The sequence below is a fragment of the Alcanivorax sp. genome, from assembly GCF_040119285.1.
GTDB lineage: Bacteria > Pseudomonadota > Gammaproteobacteria > Pseudomonadales > Alcanivoracaceae > Alcanivorax.
Map to the genome: position 1 here is coordinate 1 of NZ_JBEDTY010000035.1, position 17,826 is coordinate 17,826.

16 protein-coding genes and 1 tRNA gene are annotated in these 17,826 nt (G+C 55.6%); 11 read left to right on the forward strand and 6 right to left on the reverse strand.

Annotation, left to right across the window (positions count from 1 at the left end; all coding sequences use genetic code 11):
* Nucleotides 1-424: 424 nt before the first annotated feature.
* Nucleotides 425-1,327, reverse strand: a complete 903-nt coding sequence (yegS, locus tag ABNH10_RS13465) for a lipid kinase YegS (RefSeq protein WP_349386422.1) — start codon at nucleotides 1,325-1,327, stop codon at nucleotides 425-427.
* Between the two features lie 198 nt (nucleotides 1,328-1,525).
* Here yegS and ABNH10_RS13470 point away from each other — a divergent pair, with 198 nt between their 5' ends.
* Nucleotides 1,526-1,726, forward strand: a complete 201-nt coding sequence (locus tag ABNH10_RS13470) for a DUF2061 domain-containing protein (RefSeq protein ID WP_349386423.1) — start codon at nucleotides 1,526-1,528, stop codon at nucleotides 1,724-1,726.
* Nucleotides 1,727-1,802: 76 nt separating this feature from the next.
* Nucleotides 1,803-2,486 (forward strand): TetR/AcrR family transcriptional regulator, encoded by a 684-nt coding sequence (locus ABNH10_RS13475; protein ID WP_349386424.1) that lies wholly within the window; start codon nucleotides 1,803-1,805, stop codon nucleotides 2,484-2,486.
* A gap of 5 nt (nucleotides 2,487-2,491) precedes the next feature.
* Here the strand turns inward: ABNH10_RS13475 and ABNH10_RS13480 are convergent, their stop codons facing one another.
* The 5 genes from ABNH10_RS13480 to ABNH10_RS13500 all read right to left on the reverse strand — a co-directional run bounded on the left by ABNH10_RS13480 (nucleotide 2,492) and on the right by ABNH10_RS13500 (nucleotide 9,112).
* Complete coding sequence (locus tag ABNH10_RS13480) at nucleotides 2,492-3,313, reverse strand: class I SAM-dependent methyltransferase (protein WP_349386425.1); 822 nt, start codon at nucleotides 3,311-3,313, stop codon at nucleotides 2,492-2,494.
* A 502-nt stretch (nucleotides 3,314-3,815) separates the two neighbouring features.
* Entirely contained in the window at nucleotides 3,816-6,605 is a 2,790-nt protein-coding gene (locus tag ABNH10_RS13485; protein ID WP_349386426.1) for a valine--tRNA ligase, read from the reverse strand.
* A 143-nt stretch (nucleotides 6,606-6,748) separates the two neighbouring features.
* The gene (locus ABNH10_RS13490) at nucleotides 6,749-7,129 is read right to left on the reverse strand and encodes a hypothetical protein (RefSeq protein ID WP_349386427.1); all 381 of its coding nucleotides are present in this window, start codon (nucleotides 7,127-7,129) and stop codon (nucleotides 6,749-6,751) included.
* A gap of 23 nt (nucleotides 7,130-7,152) precedes the next feature.
* Entirely contained in the window at nucleotides 7,153-7,572 is a 420-nt protein-coding gene (locus ABNH10_RS13495) for a DNA polymerase III subunit chi (protein ID WP_035460462.1), read from the reverse strand.
* 70 nt (nucleotides 7,573-7,642) lie between these two features.
* Entirely contained in the window at nucleotides 7,643-9,112 is a 1,470-nt protein-coding gene (locus tag ABNH10_RS13500; RefSeq protein WP_349386428.1) for a leucyl aminopeptidase, read from the reverse strand.
* A 264-nt stretch (nucleotides 9,113-9,376) separates the two neighbouring features.
* On the opposite strand from ABNH10_RS13500, the gene lptF reads away from it, so the two are divergent.
* From lptF to secD, 9 genes are all read left to right on the forward strand, one after another.
* Complete coding sequence (gene lptF, locus ABNH10_RS13505) at nucleotides 9,377-10,495, forward strand: LPS export ABC transporter permease LptF (RefSeq protein ID WP_349386429.1); 1,119 nt, start codon at nucleotides 9,377-9,379, stop codon at nucleotides 10,493-10,495.
* Nucleotides 10,492-11,553: an LPS export ABC transporter permease LptG gene (gene lptG / locus ABNH10_RS13510; protein WP_349386430.1), complete on the forward strand. Its 1,062-nt coding sequence runs from the start codon at nucleotides 10,492-10,494 to the stop codon at nucleotides 11,551-11,553. Before lptF ends, lptG begins: the two co-directional genes overlap by 4 nt.
* Nucleotide 11,554: 1 nt before the next feature.
* Complete coding sequence (locus tag ABNH10_RS13515) at nucleotides 11,555-12,259, forward strand: PP2C family protein-serine/threonine phosphatase (protein ID WP_349386431.1); 705 nt, start codon at nucleotides 11,555-11,557, stop codon at nucleotides 12,257-12,259.
* A gap of 48 nt (nucleotides 12,260-12,307) precedes the next feature.
* A tRNA-Leu gene (locus ABNH10_RS13520) sits at nucleotides 12,308-12,394 on the forward strand.
* 89 nt (nucleotides 12,395-12,483) lie between these two features.
* On the forward strand, nucleotides 12,484-12,954 hold the full coding sequence (locus ABNH10_RS13525; RefSeq protein WP_349386432.1) for an RDD family protein: 471 nt from the start codon (nucleotides 12,484-12,486) through the stop codon (nucleotides 12,952-12,954).
* Between the two features lie 152 nt (nucleotides 12,955-13,106).
* Nucleotides 13,107-14,186: a tRNA preQ1(34) S-adenosylmethionine ribosyltransferase-isomerase QueA gene (gene queA, locus ABNH10_RS13530; protein ID WP_349386433.1), complete on the forward strand. Its 1,080-nt coding sequence runs from the start codon at nucleotides 13,107-13,109 to the stop codon at nucleotides 14,184-14,186.
* 70 nt (nucleotides 14,187-14,256) lie between these two features.
* Nucleotides 14,257-15,369, forward strand: a complete 1,113-nt coding sequence (tgt, locus tag ABNH10_RS13535; protein WP_349386582.1) for a tRNA guanosine(34) transglycosylase Tgt — start codon at nucleotides 14,257-14,259, stop codon at nucleotides 15,367-15,369.
* 23 nt (nucleotides 15,370-15,392) lie between these two features.
* Nucleotides 15,393-15,755, forward strand: a complete 363-nt coding sequence (gene yajC / locus ABNH10_RS13540) for a preprotein translocase subunit YajC (RefSeq protein WP_349386434.1) — start codon at nucleotides 15,393-15,395, stop codon at nucleotides 15,753-15,755.
* A gap of 186 nt (nucleotides 15,756-15,941) precedes the next feature.
* Complete coding sequence (gene secD / locus ABNH10_RS13545; protein ID WP_349386435.1) at nucleotides 15,942-17,822, forward strand: protein translocase subunit SecD; 1,881 nt, start codon at nucleotides 15,942-15,944, stop codon at nucleotides 17,820-17,822.
* Nucleotides 17,823-17,826 lie beyond the last annotated feature (4 nt).

The following is a 17,826-nucleotide window of genomic DNA, read 5'->3' on the forward strand; positions in this document are numbered from 1 at the left end:
ATACATCGCCGATGGTAGTGTGGGGCTTCCCCATGCGAGAGTAGGTCATCGTCAGGCTCTTAAATACGAAAAACCCTCGCCACTTCTGTGACGGGGGTTTTTTATTGGGCTTTAAATGCGCTGAACGTCTTGCCGTTACCTGAATCGCACCCTACTCAAAGATTGAATCGCCACCAGTTTGCTAGACACCTTTCAGCCATCCAAAATGGCAATCAGAGAGGTATCCATGAGCAGCAAACGCTATCCTGAAGAATTCAAGATTGAGGCGGTTCGTCAGGTGACCGATCGTGGTCACAGTGTGGCCTAAGTGGCTGATCATCTCGGTGTCACCACTCACAGTCTGTATGCCTGATCAGGAAGTCTTGATAGACGGCGACAGAGCGTTTGAGAGTTTATCCAGCATTGTGGCCGTGCGTGCCAGACTTCAGCCTAACAGGGGACAGCCTTCGGGCAGGTAAAGGCGCAGCGCATTGGGGATTGCTTGAATCTGAAAAGTCGTATTCTGAATTGGTTCACCATCCAGATTCAGGTTCATTGGGGTTGGGGTTTCAATTTCCATTTCACTAAGGCGAGTACGGACAAACAATCCTTCTTGGTCCGGGTCCTGTCGGGTCTCACTGTTGAACAGCTCTTTAACTCCGGCTAGCAGGTCCATCTCAGCCGGCAAGATAGCAACATCGAAAAGCCCATTGTTGATCAAGGCGTCGGGGCACAGGCGTTGCCCCCCGCCGGCTTGTCGACCATTACCCAAACCGAGAGCCAGGAAGTCCCCTTCCCACTCAAAGCCTTCTCCCTTGAAGTGGCCCTTCGCGGATTCAATTTCAGAAAACTGAGTAAGACCGGTAAGTAGATAGGCTGCACCACCGAGCATTTTTTTTAGATCTTCGGATGTCTGCGTTGTGACCTCAGTGCCGAAACCACCAGTGGCCATATTGAGAAAATAATGATCATTTACTCGAATCACGTCGCATGGCTGAGCAGGATTATTAAGCAATGACAGGGCGTCAGCGGGTTCTTCCGGGATTTCTGCAGCGGTGGCAAAGTCGTTGGCCGTGCCGAGCGGGAGAATCGCCAGTTCCAGTTCTTTGTTGCCGCTTTCCATCAGTGCTTGGGTGATGTCACGCACGGAGCCGTCTCCCCCACCAGCAATAATTGTGTTGAAGCCGTTATCAAGCGCTTCGCGCACATAGCGCTCAGCGTCGCCCCCTTCCCACGTTACGCGGACGGCTAACTCATGGCCTTGGTCACGCCAGTCCATGACCGCATTGCGAACGGACTGGTTGCCGGCTTGTTTGCCGTGAAGGATAAGTAGGGCTTTCTTGCTCATGGGGAAATTCTCTTGTTGGCGGATGCCATAGGATAAAGCATGCGATCAGGCTAGTGCATATATTGTGCAAGCGAGTTAACAATCCTTGATGGTTGCCTATCTGATAGTGATTTCTATTTCCTATCAGAAAAATTCAGGAATAGTATTTTTCGATAGATCAGTAGTGAGAGATCATGGCTTTCTAACGGAGGATATCTCATGGTAAAGACGATCAGTTTCGGAGCAATGCATATTTCAGTGGCGTTTCTAGTCGTCTGGGCCATGACTGGAGACTGGCGTATTGGTGGCTTAACCGCTGTAGTAGAGCCCTGTGTAAATACGGTGGCGTATCACTTTCACGAGAAGATATGGAAACGCCACAAACAGGACGTCTCGGTGGAGGGGACCGTCATCGTTTAAGATAAACTGAATGTTTACTCTGTAGTGGCCGTTGGTTAAGCTGGCTCAAGGGTACATTGTAAAGGATAATTGTCTGGTGCAGATAGCAAGCAGCGACATTGATGCGATTCGTCAGGTGGTGAATCAAGTATTGGAAATGCATGCCCGCGAAGAAGGAGGGCAGCGCTCTCAGGCTCGGGCTGAAATTCTGATTCATTCAATGCAGGTGTTTGCCCAGCGTGGGCTACAGCGCACCACGGTACAGCATCTGCTGGATGCCTCTGATGTATCCCGTCGCACATTCTACAAGTACTTCCGCAACAAGATGGATGTGCTGGAAAGTATCTATCGTATCTTTGTTGACAACATGCTGTTGCATTTTCACAAAGAGGTAAAACAGGCCTCCTCTGCCCACGATATCATTCGTAATACCACCAAGGTCTACTTCGATTACCACGTGAGTATGGGGCCGGTTATCAAGTTGATGATGGAAGAAGCTCGCTCTTCTAATTCGGCTCTTGCACCCCACCGCATCCGTGCCCAGACGCTGGCTTCTGAAGTCCTGGCTGATCAGATTAACCGCTATACGGGCAACAATTACGAACCGTTGGTTTTCCTGACTATGCTGTGGATGCTGGAAAATTACTCACTCTACATTTTTGAGGATGGCGGCTTTTCTCCGGAGCGTTTGGACCAATGCTTGCGTGTGGCAGTGGGGGTGGCTGAATCCCTGGTGCTGGGCGAAGTTACGCCGGGCATGCTGGAGCGCCCGGCGCCATAGTACCTTCATTGGGCCGGGTCTTCCGGCTTGATAAACTTCAATGTCATCCGGTCACTTTCCCCGATTGCTTCATAGGTTTCCTGGTCCTTGTCGCCGAGCCGTAGCGAGGGGGGGAGTGTCCAGACCCCGGCAGGGTGGTTGGTCTGATCCTTCGGGTTGGCATTGATCTCTGATCGATCCACCAGCGTAAAGCCGGCCTTCTCGGCAAGGGCGATGACATACCCCTCGCTCATATACCCCGTTTCGATTTGCCTTTCCAGTGGGCGTACTTCCGGTGCCCGATGTTCCACTACGCCCAGCACCCCGCCCGGCTTGAGGGCCTTGTAAAAGCTTTTGAAAGCGGCTTCCGCCTTGCCGGATTTTGCCCAGTTATGCACGTTGCGGAAAGTGAGAACCCGGTCGGCTGTGCCTGCTGGGGCAATGTCATTGTAGGCAGGGGGGTAAAGATGGGTAATGCGAACCTTGTTGTAAATCTCGTCCTGCTTGGCCAGGCGGGTTTTAAACTGGATAAGTGAACGTTGGTAAAACGGGATGTTGCTATCCGGCGGAAATTGGGCAGCATAATAAGTGCCATTGTCGTGCAGATAAGGCGCCAAAATAGCGGTATACCACCCCTTCGAGCCAGGCCAGACTTCCACCACGGTCATGTCCGCTTCTACCTCGAAAAAACGAAGGGTTTCGGCGGGGTGGCGGTAAGAATCACGGGCTTTTTCCGCTGACGTGCGGTGTGAAGCGTCGAGAATATCATCCAAGCTGTCGGCCCGGGCGTTTTCAACAGATAGCGGGGAAAAGGCCAGAATGGCAGCTAAAAGAAAAGTGATGCGCATGATCTCTCCTATCTGAGGCCGTGGATTAATACTTTCCTGGAATCCGCGGCTTGTTGTTCGCGGCTCCCCCTCTCTGTGAGGAGGCACCCATCAAGTTCACCATCAATCAGCATCGTATCGCGAGTGGGCAGAGCAGCGAAATAGCGTTCTTTGCAACGCTCGCTGAAAAAACATCGCAAAGGGTGGGTTTGGTTCCATAAACCAGGTACTGGCGCTGGATGTTTGTCATGAAATCACCAGTCTTTTGAGCCAGTAGCCGTAAAATTTTAATTTTCTTCAGATAAGAAGCCACAACCCGGCGCAGGTTCTCCGGCCGCGCCAAGGACGGACTATACTGAGCGGTAGTGCTTTCTGAGAAAGAAGCAGCGGATAGATGGTGGTTTTGTCCAGATCGGCCCGATTGCGATGGCATCCACTTCGACCCTGCGGAAGCCTTCGCTGGGGAAGGCTTCCGGTGCGCAGGTGGGAAGAAGACGCAGCGTAATCGCCATGATGGCGGGCTTTACAGGTATTTGATTTTTTCCAGCTGTTCTTCAAGCTTGGCCAGTTGGGAGCGATAGTCGTCCAGTTTGGCTTTTTCCTTGTCGACCACGGCCTGCGGTGCTTTATCGACAAACTTGGGGTTCTTTATTTTACCTTCGGCGCGGCCCACCTCCTTGCGGAGTTTTTCGATTTCCTTGGAAAGACGCTCGATCTCTGCTTCCTTGTCAATCAGCCCGGCCATGGGCACCAAAATTTCCATGTCGCCGACTAGGGCGGTGGCAGAGGCGGGGGCGGAATCCTCTGCGGTCAGCCAGGTAATGGATTCCAGTTTGGCCAGTTTGCTGAGGAAGACTCGGTTGGAGTCCAGCAGGGCCTTGTCCGAGTCTTTACCATTATGCAGATAAATCGGCAGTGCCTTGCCTAGTGGAATGCCCATCTCACCACGGATGTTACGTACCGCGCTAATTACAGCTTTCACCCATTCTGCACCGGTTTCCGCATTGGTATCGATTTTGGCGGGCTCGCTGGCCGGGAAGGGCTGCAACATGATGGTGTCGGTTTTTTCGCCTTTACCTGCCGCCGACGTCTTGCCTGCCAGTGGACCGACTTTTTGCCATATTTCTTCAGTGATGAAAGGCATAAAGGGGTGGGCCATGCGAAGGATGGCTTCCAGTACGGTCACTAGGGTGCGGCGTGTGCCGCGTTTTTGGGCCTCGGAATACTCGTCACCCCACAGTACCGGTTTGGATAGCTCGAGATACCAATCGCAGTATTCGTTCCAGATGAATTCATAGGCGGCGTGGCTGGCCACGTCGAAACGGAAGCTGTCTAGTGCTTCGCTGACTTCCAGCTCGGCCCGCTGTAGGGCGGAGATAATCCAACGGTCTGCAAGGGACAGCTCCACCTCGCTACCGGTATCGATACCGCAGTCTTCTCCTTCGGTATTCATCATTACATAGCGGGCTGCATTCCAGATTTTGTTACAGAAATTCCGGTAGCCTTCTATGCGGCCCATATCCCACTTGATGTCCCGGCCCGTGGAAGCGAGAGACAGGAAGGTAAAGCGCAGAGCGTCGGTGCCGTAGGGGTTGATGCCGTCAGGGAAGTCTTTGTTAGTGCGCTTGGTAATCTGTTTTTCTTTCTGCGGCTGCATCAGGCCCTTGGTGCGCTTGTCGATCAGCGCGTCTAGGGTGATTCCGTCAATCATGTCCAGCGGATCAAGCACGTTGCCTTTCGACTTGGACATTTTCTGGCCGTCATTGTCGCGCACCAGACCATGAACATAGACCTTCTTGAAGGGCACTTGGTCGGTGAACTTCAGGGTCATCATTATCATCCTGGCAACCCAGAAGAAAATAATGTCGAAGCCCGTTACCAGTACATCGGTGGGATGAAAGGTGCGCAGGGCGTCAGTGTCTTCCGGCCAGCCCAGAGTGGAGAAGGTCCACAGGGCGGAACTGAACCAGGTATCTAGAACATCGTCATCCTGGCTCAGGGGGGTATGCCCCAGGTTGTTTTCTGCACGGACCGCTGCTTCGTCGCGGCCCACATAGATGTTGCCGTCGGCATCGTACCAGGCGGGGATGCGATGGCCCCACCACAGTTGGCGGGAGATACACCAGTCCTGCAGATCCCGCATCCAGGAGAAATACATGTTCTCGTAGTTTTTGGGGACGAACTGGATGTCGCCATTTTCCACGGCGGCAATGGCCGGTTTGGCCAGCTCTTCTACGGCGACAAACCACTGGTTGGTCAGGTAGGGTTCGATAACCACACCGGAACGATCGCCACGGGGCACCTGTAGGGTGTGGTCGTCCACTTTTTCCAGCAAGCCCAAGGCATCTAGATCGTCTACTACCTTTTTGCGGGCGTCTACACGGCTCAAGCCGCGATAGCCTTCCGGCACTTCGTCATTCAGCGCGGCATCGATGGTCAGGATATTGATCATCGGCAGGTCGTGGCGCTTACCCACCTCGTAATCGTTGAAGTCGTGGGCCGGGGTGATTTTTACGCAGCCGGAGCCGAAGTCCGGGTCTACGTAGTCATCGGCAATAATAGGGATATTGCGGTCAGCCAGCGGCAGGCGAATGCTCTTACCGATCATGTCCTTGTAGCGTGGGTCTTGCGGATGAACGGCTACGGCGGTATCACCGAGCATGGTTTCCGGGCGTGTAGTGGCGACCACCAGGTGCCCGGAGCCATCAGACAGCGGATAGCGGAAGTGCCACATGTGGCCTTGCTCTTCCACGTTCTCCACTTCTAGGTCGGAGATGGCGGTGTGCAGGGCTGGATCCCAATTGACCAGCCGCTTGCCACGGTAAATCAAGCCTTCCTTGTGCAGACGGACAAACACTTCGCGCACGGCGTTAGACAGACCGTCGTCCATGGTGAAGCGTTCACGAGTCCAGTCTACGCTGGCGCCCATGCGACGCAGCTGGCGGGTAATAGTGCCGCCGGATTCCCTTTTCCATTCCCAGACCTTGTCCAGAAATTTCTCACGGCCTAGCTCGTGACGGTTGGTGCCTTCGCCGGCCAATTTGCGTTCTACCACCATTTGGGTGGCGATGCCGGCGTGGTCGGTGCCCACCTGCCAGAGGGTGTTGCGGCCCTGCATGCGGCGGTAGCGGACCAAGGTATCCATAATGGTGTCTTGGAAGGCGTGGCCCATGTGCAAGCTGCCGGTCACATTGGGGGGCGGGATCATGATGCAGAACGGGTCACCCTGGCCGCTCGGCTTGAAATGACCGGCTTGTTCCCAGTTTTCGTACCAAGACTGCTCAATGCGATCGGGTTGGTAGGTTTTGTCCATGATCACCGCTTCTAACCAGAAAAAATGAGGGCGAATTATAGCGAAGCGGGGCGGGTTCGTCGCGGGTTGTAGGAAAACCCCTTACCTAGGCTGCCAGACGCCTGAAAAGAAAAACGCTTGCCCCCAGAAAGTCTGTAGAGCGATTAGCCTCTGGCATTCCTTCGCAGGGCGGCGCGCAGCTTCAAACGTAGGGCTTTTTCCAGCTTGGGCAGGGCCTCGGCCACTAGTTCATCAATGGCGTTATCAATGTCACGGTTGGTCAACGTTGGGCGTGCTGTTGCTGTTGTTTGCTGAGCGGGTGTGGAAGCCGGTGACACACTGGGAGCAGGGGCGTGTGGGTTAGCGGTGCGGTTTAAGAACGGGTTGGTCCGCTCGCTGGCAAGCTGCCGTATTCGTTGAGCCTCCGGCGGGGTTGCCTCTGCAGATGCTTGTAGCAGCGGCGGCTCAGCATCGTCCAGCAAGGACTGGACATCATCCAGTTCTTTGAGCAAGGCGTGCTTTGCCGTTTCCTTGTTGTCGCTCATAGCCGTGTTGCTCGCAGTAGTGGTCAGCCAAGTTCATGGGTGGTGACGGGGAAGCCTCGGTCCCGGTAGAAACGAAAACGTTCCCGGCCCTGTTGTCGTTCGGCTTCATCGCCGCTGATCATTTCGGCCACCCGCTGAAAGCGGGAGGAAAAGTCGGGCACTCCATCGCTCAGGTTGATCAGTACATCGTGCTGATGGCCGGGGTCGTCACCGAATCCGAGTAATACCGGAGCCTGACCTTCACTGCTTAGTGCGTGGGGCAAGAAGCCTGTTGGGGGAGATTGCCAGAATTGCGCGTCCAGCTGCCGTGCATGGGCCTCATTTTGGCAATGCACATAGACTTGCCGGCCCTGTTTCAGCGCTTTATCGGCAATCCGCCAAGCCAGAGCCTGGCGAACGCCCTCCCCGACTTTACTGCTGAGATAGAAAGTGACTTCAGTCATAGGTAAAAGCCTAGCGGCTGACGCCAAACGCCTGACGCATAGTGTTGTGCCAGGCGTTCGGTGCCTAGCATTAGGCGTTGTCCATCAAATACCGTGTAAGCATAGGCACAGGGCGACCGGTGGCGCCTTTGCTCATGCCGCCGCTGATCCAGGCGGTGCCGGCGATATCCAGATGCGCCCATTTTACTTCTTTGGTGAAGCGGGAGAGGAAGCAGGCGGCGGTGATGGAGCCTGCTTTGGGGCCGCCAATGTTTTGCATGTCGGCAAAGGGGCTGTCCAGCTGGCCCTGGTACTCATCCCACAGGGGCATCGGCCAGCCGCGGTCGCCGGTTTCTTTACCCGCGGCGAGCAGAGCTTCGCTGAGGTCATCGTCGTTGGAGTAGACTGCCTGGGCGTGGGCGCCGAGGGCGACAACGCAAGCGCCGGTCAGGGTGGCGATGTCGATGACTGTGTGTGGTTTGTGTTTTTGCTGCACGTAGGTCAACGCGTCGCACAGTACCAGTCGACCTTCAGCATCGGTATTGAGAATTTCCACGGTCTGGCCGGATAGGGTTTTGACGATATCTCCCGGGCGAGCGGCGCGGCCATCGGGCATGTTTTCCGCCGCTGCCACGACGGCAACCAGATGGATAGGCAGGTCCAGTTCGCACACAGTTTTTACTGAGCCGAAAACACTGGCAGCGCCGCCCATGTCATATTTCATCTCATCCATGGTGGCGCCGGGCTTTAGAGAAATGCCGCCGGTATCGAAGGTGATCCCTTTGCCGACCAGGGCAACCGGGCCTTGCTTGGTGGGTTTGGCGCCCTTGTATTCCATCACAATGATTTGGCCCTGGCGTTCGGAGCCTTTGGCTACCGCGTGGAAGGCTCCCATGCCCATTTTTTCTGCCTGAGCCTGGCTCAATACTTTCACCGTAAGCTTTTCATATTCTTTGCCCAGATCCCGAGCTACCCCGCTCAGATATTCCGGGTAGCAATCGTTGGGAGGCAAATTGCCCAAATCTCGAGCTACGTTGACCCCAAGGCCCACGGCTTTGCCTGTTTTGTGTGCTTTCGTAAGGGTAGTGTCCTTCTCGGCATGCCAGAAGGTCAGTTTGGCTAGGTTGCTGGCCGGTGCCGGCTTGCTACGGTAGTTGTCGAAACGGTAGGTGCTTTCTTCTACTACACGGCTGCCTTCGCGGACTTGCCACTCCAGTGCTTGTGTGTGTGTGTCGTCTAGCAACCACAGAACCTGCTTAACCGGAGAGCTGGCCAGGGTCTTGGTAGCCTTGTGTACCAAAGAGAGCCAGCCTTGGTCGCTGAGAGGGCTATCACCGGTGCCGACCAGCAGCAGGCGATCAGCATTAAGGTCTTGGGGCGCGTGCAACCAGACAAGCTGTCCCTTGCTGGCATTGAAATCGCCGGCCTTGGTGAACTGACTAATTTGCTCGCGAGTGGAGGAGGGTAGGGCCTCGGGAAGGTCGCTTTTTTTGCCCAGCAATACCACTAAGGCGTCTGCTTTGCTTTTCTCCAAGGGCCTGTTGCTTACTGCGAAGTCCATACTTTCTCCAAATTAATAAAAGGGTGGGGCGCGATTCACCCGATAAATAGTGGAAATAGTGGGCTGTCACGCAAGGAAACGCAATCCGCGAAGGAGCTCAGCCGACAACCTAATTGAAAGGGAATTATCACCTTTGTCTAGCACTCAGTTACACTAGGCGGCATTCACTGCTGCCGCAGGCGTTTTTTGCCCGGCGGTGTGTGTCGGGCTGCGGGCCTCTTGCCTGCCTTTATCCTGCTCGGCACGTTTTGCAGACAGCAATGAGTGGGCCTGCCTTTGATTCTCCATCGATATATTAACCGGCAAGTGTTCATGACCACAGTACTGGTCACCTTTATTCTGGTGATGGTGCTGGTCAGTGGCCGCTTTATCAAATATCTAGCTGAGGCGGCTGCCGGTGAAATCGCCGCCGATGCCTTGTTCCTGGTAATGGCATTCCGGATGCCGGAATTCCTGCAGATGATCGTTCCTCTGAGTTTGTATATCGGCTTGTTGCTGGTGCTGGGCCGTATGCACATGGACAACGAAATGGTGGTGCTGCAGGCCGGAGGCCAGGGCAACGGGCGTGTGGTACGTTCGTTGGTGGTGCCTATATTAATGGCCACCACGCTGGTAGGCATGTTTTCCCTCTATGTGACCCCACGGGGTGACGCAGAAGTAAACCGGATTTTTGAAGAACAAAAGGACCGGTCGGTGCTGGAATTGCTCACCCCGGGCCGTTTCCACGTAAAAGGCTCCAGTGATTCCCAGCGCGCTACTTATGCAGAGCACCTGAACCGGGAAAAAGGCGTTCTGGAAAATGTGTTTGTGGCAGACGCGCACTTTGAAAGTCAGGGTGAGGCAGGGCGACTGCTTACTGTCTGGGCGAAAAGCGGCAAGCTGGTAGTGGAAGAAGGCATCAGTTATCTGCTGTTGACCGATGGCTTTCAGTACCAAGGTAAACCTGGCCAACTGGATTACAAGGAAGTGGGCTTCAAGGAAGCCCGGGTCCGTATTGGTGGCGAAAAAACCGATAGCCGCCCGCCCAAGGTGCGGGGGCGCTCCACCCAGGAATTGATGGATCAGCAGGCCGACAACAAGGCGGCATTGGCGGAACTGCAGTGGCGTATTTCGCTGATTCTCACCGTGCCAGTCATGGCGTTAGCAGCGATTCCCTTGGCCAGGGTTAACCCCCGCCAAGGACGGTTCTATCGACTAATCCCGGCTGTACTAGGCTACATGCTTTATGTGGGTATGTTGCTGGTATGCCGCAGCGCCATTGAGGACCACGAGGGCGTGCGGCCCTGGTACCTGAGCATGGTTTGGATCCATGTGATTACGGCGACAGTGGTCTTCCTGCTTTATTTCGGTGGCCGCCTATTCCGGCGGAGGGCGCGCCCATGAAATTGCTCAAGCGCTACTTCTGGCGGGCGGTGATGATTCCGACCTTGGCTATTCTGTTTATTATCGTCGGGCTGGATTGTCTGTTCGGCTTTGTCTATGAGCTGGAATTCCTCCGGGGCAACTACCAAGTCCTGGAGGCCTTGCAGTTTATTCTAACGACTACGCCGCGGCGTTTTTACGAATACATGCCTATGGCGATTTTGTTAGGCACCCTCATTGGTTTGGGCTTACTGGCGAACAGTGGTGAACTGTCGGTGATTCGCGCGGCTGGGGTTTCTACCCTGAAAGTAAGCTGGCTGGTGCTGCGCCCGGTGCTGATACTGATCATCCTGTCGATTCCGCTGGGTGAATATCTCACCCCCTATAGTGAGCAGGTGGCGCAGAGTAACCGTTCCATGGCCGAAGGGGGCGGTGAAGCCTTGCGCTCCAAGTACGGTTACTGGCACCGGGAAGGCCCGGAGTTTATTCATATCAATGCGGTGCAGCCCAACGGAGTGTTACACGGGTTGACCCGTTACCGTTTCAGCGACGGGCAGAAACTGACCGAGACCCAATACGTGGACCGGGCTATCTACCAAGGAGATTTCTGGTCTCTGGAAGGTATACACGGTACCCGGTTGTTTGCTGACCATGCCGAGAACTACCAGAAAGATCAGGGCGAATGGCAAACAGAGCTGACCCCGCAGTTGCTGAGTATTGTGGTGCTTAAGCCCGATAACCTAGCGCTAATGAAGCTGCTGGAATATACCCGCTATCTGAAACGGCAGGGGCTGGAAACGGCAGACTATATGCTCAGTTTCTGGCAGAAATTGTTCATGCCATTGGCGACTATCGGTATGGTGCTGATCGCTATTTCTTTTGTGTTCGGCCCCCTTCGAGAAGTGACCATGGGGCTGCGGTTGACGGCAGGCATTGTGGCCGGGCTGATTTTCCACTACGGCCAACAATTCTTTGGCCAGCTGTCGTTAGTGTTCCATGCCGACCCGCTAATGGCCGCTATTCTTCCCCCATCACTATGCTTGGTGTTGGGGATTTGGCTGCTGCAGCGAGTGCGCTGAGATGAGCGGCTGGCGGGGGCAAGGACGCACCCACCCAGGCCGCCGGTCGGCCAATGAGGATGCGCTGGTGTGCCGCGACGGTGAGGGCCTATGGGCGGTGATTGACGGCATGGGCGGCCATGAAGCCGGCGACCTTGCTGCCACTATGGTTCGCTATGCGCTGGAGAATCTTTCTCTGGGCGGAGGAATTGCCCATCGGCTGTTGGCAGTAGAAAGCGCCCTGCAAAGCGCCAATCATGCGATTCGTCACCATGCCGCCATGCACTTGGGCAGCAAGCCCATGGGGGCCACGGTGGTGGCGCTGTTGATACAGGGAAGAGATGCCGGTGTATTGTGGGCTGGCGATGCGCGACTTTATCGGCATGATTCACGTCGTACCTGTGCTATTACCAAAGACCACACCCCGGTACAGGCGCTGGTGGACGCGGGAGAAATCAACGAAGAAGAAGCCATGCGACACCCCCGCGGGCATGTGATCTATCAGGCCATCGGCAATGGCGATAAGCTGAAACTGGAGCAAGCCCGCTTTGTGGTTGAGAGCGATCAGCAATGGCTGTTGACCAGTGATGGCGTGCACTCGGTGCTGGCGGAGCCGGCGTTGCATCGGCTGTTAATGGAGGGTGCCAGCGTGTCAGCTCTTCTTAAGGCGGCGCTCCATTCAGGCAGTCGGGATAACGTGACGGCAATCAAAATTGCTTTCGATTAGTGCAAAGGCTGGAAAAGCTGCGAAGGGCTGGTATACTCGCGCCCCAATGCCAGAGTGGTGGAATTGGTAGACACGACGGATTCAAAATCCGTTGCCTTCACGGGCGTGCCGGTTCAAGTCCGGCCTCTGGTACCAAACAATAAAAAAGCCCGCTACTAGCGGGCTTTTTTATGCCGGGTGTTTCTGGCCCTCGCTAGCTCAAACAGTCTGTCCAGGAGATCGTCATGACCGACTATGCCCCTCCCGCGGGATTGCTCAAGCGCTTGATGGCGTTGGTCTATGATGGCTTTTTGGTGTTGGCCTTGTGGTTTGTGACCACGGGCATCTTCGTGTTGGTCTATCCTAAAACAGGGTTGCCAATGGAAGATATAAACGGTGTCACCCGCGCAGCACCGGACTATCTGAAGGGGATCCTGCTGCCACTGTTGTTGGTGGAGACCTGGTTGTTTTACGCCTGGTTCTGGATGCGCGGAGGGCAGACCTTGGGGATGCGCGCCTGGCGACTGCAGGTGCGCGATTATCGTGGTGGGCCTGTGAAGCTCTGGCAAACACTGGCACGCTTCCTGGGGGCATGCGTGTCCTGGGGGCTGTTCGGAACCGGCTACCTAGTAGTGCTGGTCGCGCCTCATCAAACGCTGCATGATCGCCTGTCCGCCACAGCGACGGTGCAGTTACCGAAGAAACCCAAAACCTGAGAGTCTTTCCTATCAAAACACAGAGGGATTACTGAGGAGGCCATGAGCGCTCGAGGTGAGTTTTACGCTCTCTGCGGCGGTTACAGGTGTTTTTTCCCGGTCTGAGAGCGGGTATCCTTGCAGCCCCTTTAATTTCCGTGCCGGTACAGTACGTGAATGTCGACGATTTTGACTTTGAGCTCCCTGACGGGTTAATTGCCCGCCACCCGCCTGCGCAACGCCGTGATGCGCGTTTGTTAGCGCTTACCCGCGATGCGCTTGAGCATCAGCAGTTTCCTCACTTGCTTTCCCATGTGCACCCCGGCGATCTGTTGATCTTCAATGATACCCGCGTCATTCCTGCTCGATTATTTGGCCAAAAGGAAAGTGGCGGCAAGGTTGAAGTGTTGATCGAACGAGTGCTGGACGACCATGAAGCGCTTGCCCACGTGCGTGCTTCCAAGTCACCAAAGCCCGGTAGTTGGTTGGAATTTGATGAGGGTATCCGTGCCCAGGTGACGGGGCGCCGTGATGCCCTGTTTATCCTGCAGTTCTCTCTGCCGGGGGGCGGCTGCGACACCCTTTTGGCTGCATTGGAACAAATCGGCCATGTGCCGCTGCCCCCGTATATCGACCGTCCGGATGAGGACGGTGATATGGAGCGCTACCAAACGGTGTATGCTCGCGAGCCGGGGGCTGTTGCGGCGCCGACGGCCGGTCTGCATTTTGATGATGCGATGCTGGCGGCCTTGGAGCAGCACGGGGTTGATATCGGTTTTGTCACTCTCCATGTAGGCGCCGGGACGTTCCAGCCGGTGCGTGTGGATAAAGTGGAAGACCACCATATGCACAGTGAGCGCTACCAGATTCCCGATTCACTAGTGGAGCAGGTAGCCCTGGCCCATGCTCGGGGCGGTCGAGTGGTGGCGGTAGGCACTACTGCGTTGCGTGCGCTGGAAGCGGCCAGTCAGTCCGGTGGTTTGCAGACCGGCCAGGGGGAAACGGATATCTTTATTTATCCTGGTTACCGGTTCCGTTTGGTGGATGCTTTGGTAACCAACTTCCATTTGCCCAAATCCACGCTGCTGATGCTGATTAGTGCGTTCGCCGGCCGCGACCGGATCATGGGCGCCTACCGGGCGGCCATTGAGGCCCAATACCGGTTTTTCAGTTATGGCGATGCCATGTTTATTGAGGGAACGCAGCAGGCATCACGTACTTCCCCGCACGTGAAAAGCGGAGCGGACGAATGACCAAGATTTCCTTTTTTGGCGTGCTGCGTATTGCGTGCCGCATGCAAGTGAGCGCTTATCCATGTCCCGAATGACGTTCCAGCTCAACACCACCGATGGCGCTGCCCGCCGTGGTGAAATTAACTTCCCCCGCGGCACCATTCAAACGCCGGCCTTTATGCCGGTGGGCACCTACGGCACGGTGAAAAGCATGCTGCCCAGGGATCTGGCCGATACTGGCGCTGAGATTTGCCTGGGAAACACCTTTCATCTGATGCTGCGTCCAGGTACGGAAGTCATCGAAGCCCACGGTTCACTGCATGGTTTTATGCAGTGGGACAAGCCGATCCTGACGGATTCCGGCGGGTTTCAGGTGTTCAGCCTTGGCGAGATGCGCAAGATTTCCGAACAGGGCGTGGTGTTCAGAAATCCCATCAATGGTGACAAGGTTGAACTGAGCCCGGAAAAAGCTATGCAGGTACAGCGCTCGCTGGGCAGCGATATCTGCATGATCTTTGATGAATGCACTCCTTTCCCGGCCACTGAAGAACAGGCCCGTGATTCCATGCAGTTGTCCCTGCGCTGGGCGAAACGCTCAAAAGATGCCCACGAAGGCAATGATGCCGCCTGTTTCGGTATTGTGCAGGGGGGCATGTATGATGATCTGCGCCGCGAATCCCTGGCCGGGCTGGTGGATATCGGCTTTGACGGCTACGCGGTGGGGGGGCTGAGTGTGGGCGAGCCCCAGAACGAGATGTTACGGACTCTGGGTAACCTGACCCCACATATGCCCGCAGATCGCCCCCGCTACCTGATGGGCGTGGGCAAGCCGGACGATATCGTTGAGGCGGTACGCCGGGGGGTGGACATGTTCGATTGCGTGATGCCTACCCGCAATGCCCGCAATGGCCACCTGTTCATCGCCGAAGGGGTGGTGAAAATTCGAAATGCCCGACACCGTCATGATCTGGCTCCTCTGGAAGCAGAGTGTGACTGTTATACCTGTCAGAATTTCTCCCGCAGCTATCTGCACCATTTGGATCGTTGCAATGAAATGCTGGGCTCCCAGCTCAATACTATCCATAACCTGCGGTACTACCAGCGGTTGATGGCTGGATTGCGGGGGGCCATTGAAGGGGGTACATTGTCCGCCTTTGTGGACGACTTTTATGCAGCCCGAGGTCAACAAACTCCGGCGCTGTAGCTATTTATTGATTGGAGTAATGAATGAACATCGCAATGCGTTCCCTGCTGGCTCTGATGGCTGCGGCCATGGTTTCTCCAGCGTTTGCAGCTCCTGCTGCCCCTGCTGGTCCGGGCAGTGTCGAGCTAATCATGCTGGTAGTGATGATGGTGGTTTTCTATTTCTTCCTGATTCGCCCCCAACAGAAGCGCGCCAAGGCACACAAAAATCTGGTACAGAGCCTGAGCAAGGGTGATGAAGTGGTGACCAGTGGCGGCATCCTGGGCAAAGTGGCGAAAGTCACCGATGATTTTGTGGTGGTAGAAATCAGCAACAACCTGGAAATCAAACTGCAGAAAAGCAGTGTCCAGGCGACCTTGCCCAAAGGCACGATCAAGTCGATCTAGAAGAATAGCAGCCCCGTCTTGTGCGGGGCTTTTGCTGTCGCCTCGACGCCAGCAAAACTCAATGTATCGAGCGGTTGATTAATTGTGTATGCCTTGCGGATGGCTACGATCAAGGCCCGTTGATGTTTTTTTCGACGTTCAACGCCCCGTTCACAATTAATAAAATCGGCACTACCGGAAAGAACTATGACCCGCTATCCACGCTGGAAATTTTTCCTGCTTATGGCTGCCCTTGTTGTTTGCGGCCTTTATGCGCTCCCTAATTTGTACCCGGATGCGCCTGCCATTCAGATCAGTCATTCCGAGGCTGGTGGCGAAGTCTCTGATGTAGCCAAGCAGCGCGTATTAGGTGCCCTGGACGCCGCTGGCCTGGGCCATGGAGAAGGTGAAGTTGTTGGTAGTTCATTGCTGGTGCGTATGAACGATACCGAAGCTCAGCTTCGCGCCAAGGATATTGCGGCGTCCACCTTGGGAGATAATTATGTGGTGGCGTTGAACCTGGCGGCAACCACGCCCCAGTGGTTACGTGATATTGGCGCTAGCCCCATGAATTTGGGGTTGGATCTGCGTGGCGGGGTGCACTTCCTGCTGCAGGTGGACATGGATTCGGTGGTGAAGAGCCGCATGGAAGCCTGGGAAGGCACCGCCAAGCTGACTCTGCGTGACGCGGGGGTACGTTACCGCGAAGTGTCTGTTGATGACACCACACTGACCGCCACCTTTGGAGACCAGGTTGCGGCGGATGCCGCACGTGCGCCATTGCGCCAGGCACTGGACAAGCTGGCCATGCAGCCAGCCGGTGATAGCCCAAAAATTGTTATGACCCTGAACGAAACGGCCCTGAAAGAAATGCAGGACTACGCCGTGGACCAGAACCGCACCGCGTTGAACAAGCGGGTGAACGAGCTGGGTGTGGCAGAAGCGGTGGTCCAGCGTCAGGGCGCAGACCGTATTGTAGTGCAGCTGCCAGGCATTCAGGATGCCGCTACCGCGCGCCGGATCCTGGGGCGCACCGCGACGCTGGAGTTTCGCTTGGTGGACAACAGTGTGTCCTCCGCTCGCCTGCGTTCCGGTATGGCTCCTCCTGGCCTGGAGCTTTTCCCGTTCAAGGGGCAGGAAGGCCGGATCGTGGCCTTGAACAAGTCCAGCATCGCCACCGGTGATCAGGTGATCGACGCCAAGATGGGCTTTGATCAGCAGAACGGTCAACCGGAAGTTAACGTAACACTGGATTCCGATGGCGCCCGCCGTATGCAGCGCGTTACCGGCAAGAACGTGGGTAACCCCATGGGCGTGCTGTTCATCGAAACCAAAACCGACGTGAAAAAGGTGATCGACGAAGCCGGCAACAGCGTTGATCAGATGACCAGTAGCACTGACAAGTACGTCATCAACGTGGCGACTATTCAGAGCACCCTGGGTAGCCGTTTCCGGATTACCGGGTTGGATAACCCGGCGGAAGCCTCCGAATTGGCACTGCTGCTGCGTGCCGGTTCCTTGGCGGCGCCAGTGAGCATCGTTGAAGAGCGTACGGTTGGGCCGAGCTTGGGCGCGGAGAATATCGAAGCGGGCCTCAAGTCCATGGCGCTGGGCTTGGTGTTGGTGCTGATTTTCATGGTGCTTTGGTACAAGGTGTTTGGCCTGATCGCCAATGTGGCGCTGCTCGGCAACTTGGTAATCATTGTCGGCGTCATGTCGTTAATTCCTGGCGCCACCATGACCTTGCCAGGTATTGCCGGGATCGTATTGACGGTGGGGATGGCGGTTGATGCCAACGTGCTGATCTTCGAGCGCATCCGTGAAGATTTGCGTCGGGGCCTGAGCCCGCGCCAGGCTATCGAAGAAGGTTACGCCCGTGCGTTCACCACGATCGTTGATGCCAACATTACTACATTGATTGTGGCGGTGATTTTGTTTGCAGCAGGGACCGGTTCGGTACAAGGTTTTGCGGTGACCTTATTCATCGGCATCCTCACCTCCATGTTCACGGCCATTATCGGTACCCGTGCCATGGCAGAAATGATTTACGGTCGAGGCGCTCGCGCCCCGAGCAAACTGAGCATCTGAGGCG

Coding starts and splice junctions, on each gene's coding strand:
- yegS (WP_349386422.1), bottom strand. CDS start 1,327: ATGAGCAAGAAAGCCCTACTTATCCTTCACGGCAAACAAGCCGGCAAC.
- ABNH10_RS13470 (WP_349386423.1), top strand. CDS start 1,526: ATGGTAAAGACGATCAGTTTCGGAGCAATGCATATTTCAGTGGCGTTT.
- ABNH10_RS13480 (WP_349386425.1), bottom strand. CDS start 3,313: ATGCGCATCACTTTTCTTTTAGCTGCCATTCTGGCCTTTTCCCCGCTA.
- ABNH10_RS13485 (WP_349386426.1), bottom strand. CDS start 6,605: ATGGACAAAACCTACCAACCCGATCGCATTGAGCAGTCTTGGTACGAA.
- ABNH10_RS13490 (WP_349386427.1), bottom strand. CDS start 7,129: ATGAGCGACAACAAGGAAACGGCAAAGCACGCCTTGCTCAAAGAACTG.
- ABNH10_RS13495 (WP_035460462.1), bottom strand. CDS start 7,572: ATGACTGAAGTCACTTTCTATCTCAGCAGTAAAGTCGGGGAGGGCGTT.
- ABNH10_RS13500 (WP_349386428.1), bottom strand. CDS start 9,112: ATGGACTTCGCAGTAAGCAACAGGCCCTTGGAGAAAAGCAAAGCAGAC.
- lptG (WP_349386430.1), top strand. CDS start 10,492: ATGAAATTGCTCAAGCGCTACTTCTGGCGGGCGGTGATGATTCCGACC.
- ABNH10_RS13515 (WP_349386431.1), top strand. CDS start 11,555: ATGAGCGGCTGGCGGGGGCAAGGACGCACCCACCCAGGCCGCCGGTCG.
- ABNH10_RS13525 (WP_349386432.1), top strand. CDS start 12,484: ATGACCGACTATGCCCCTCCCGCGGGATTGCTCAAGCGCTTGATGGCG.
- tgt (WP_349386582.1), top strand. CDS start 14,257: ATGACGTTCCAGCTCAACACCACCGATGGCGCTGCCCGCCGTGGTGAA.
- yajC (WP_349386434.1), top strand. CDS start 15,393: ATGAACATCGCAATGCGTTCCCTGCTGGCTCTGATGGCTGCGGCCATG.
- secD (WP_349386435.1), top strand. CDS start 15,942: ATGACCCGCTATCCACGCTGGAAATTTTTCCTGCTTATGGCTGCCCTT.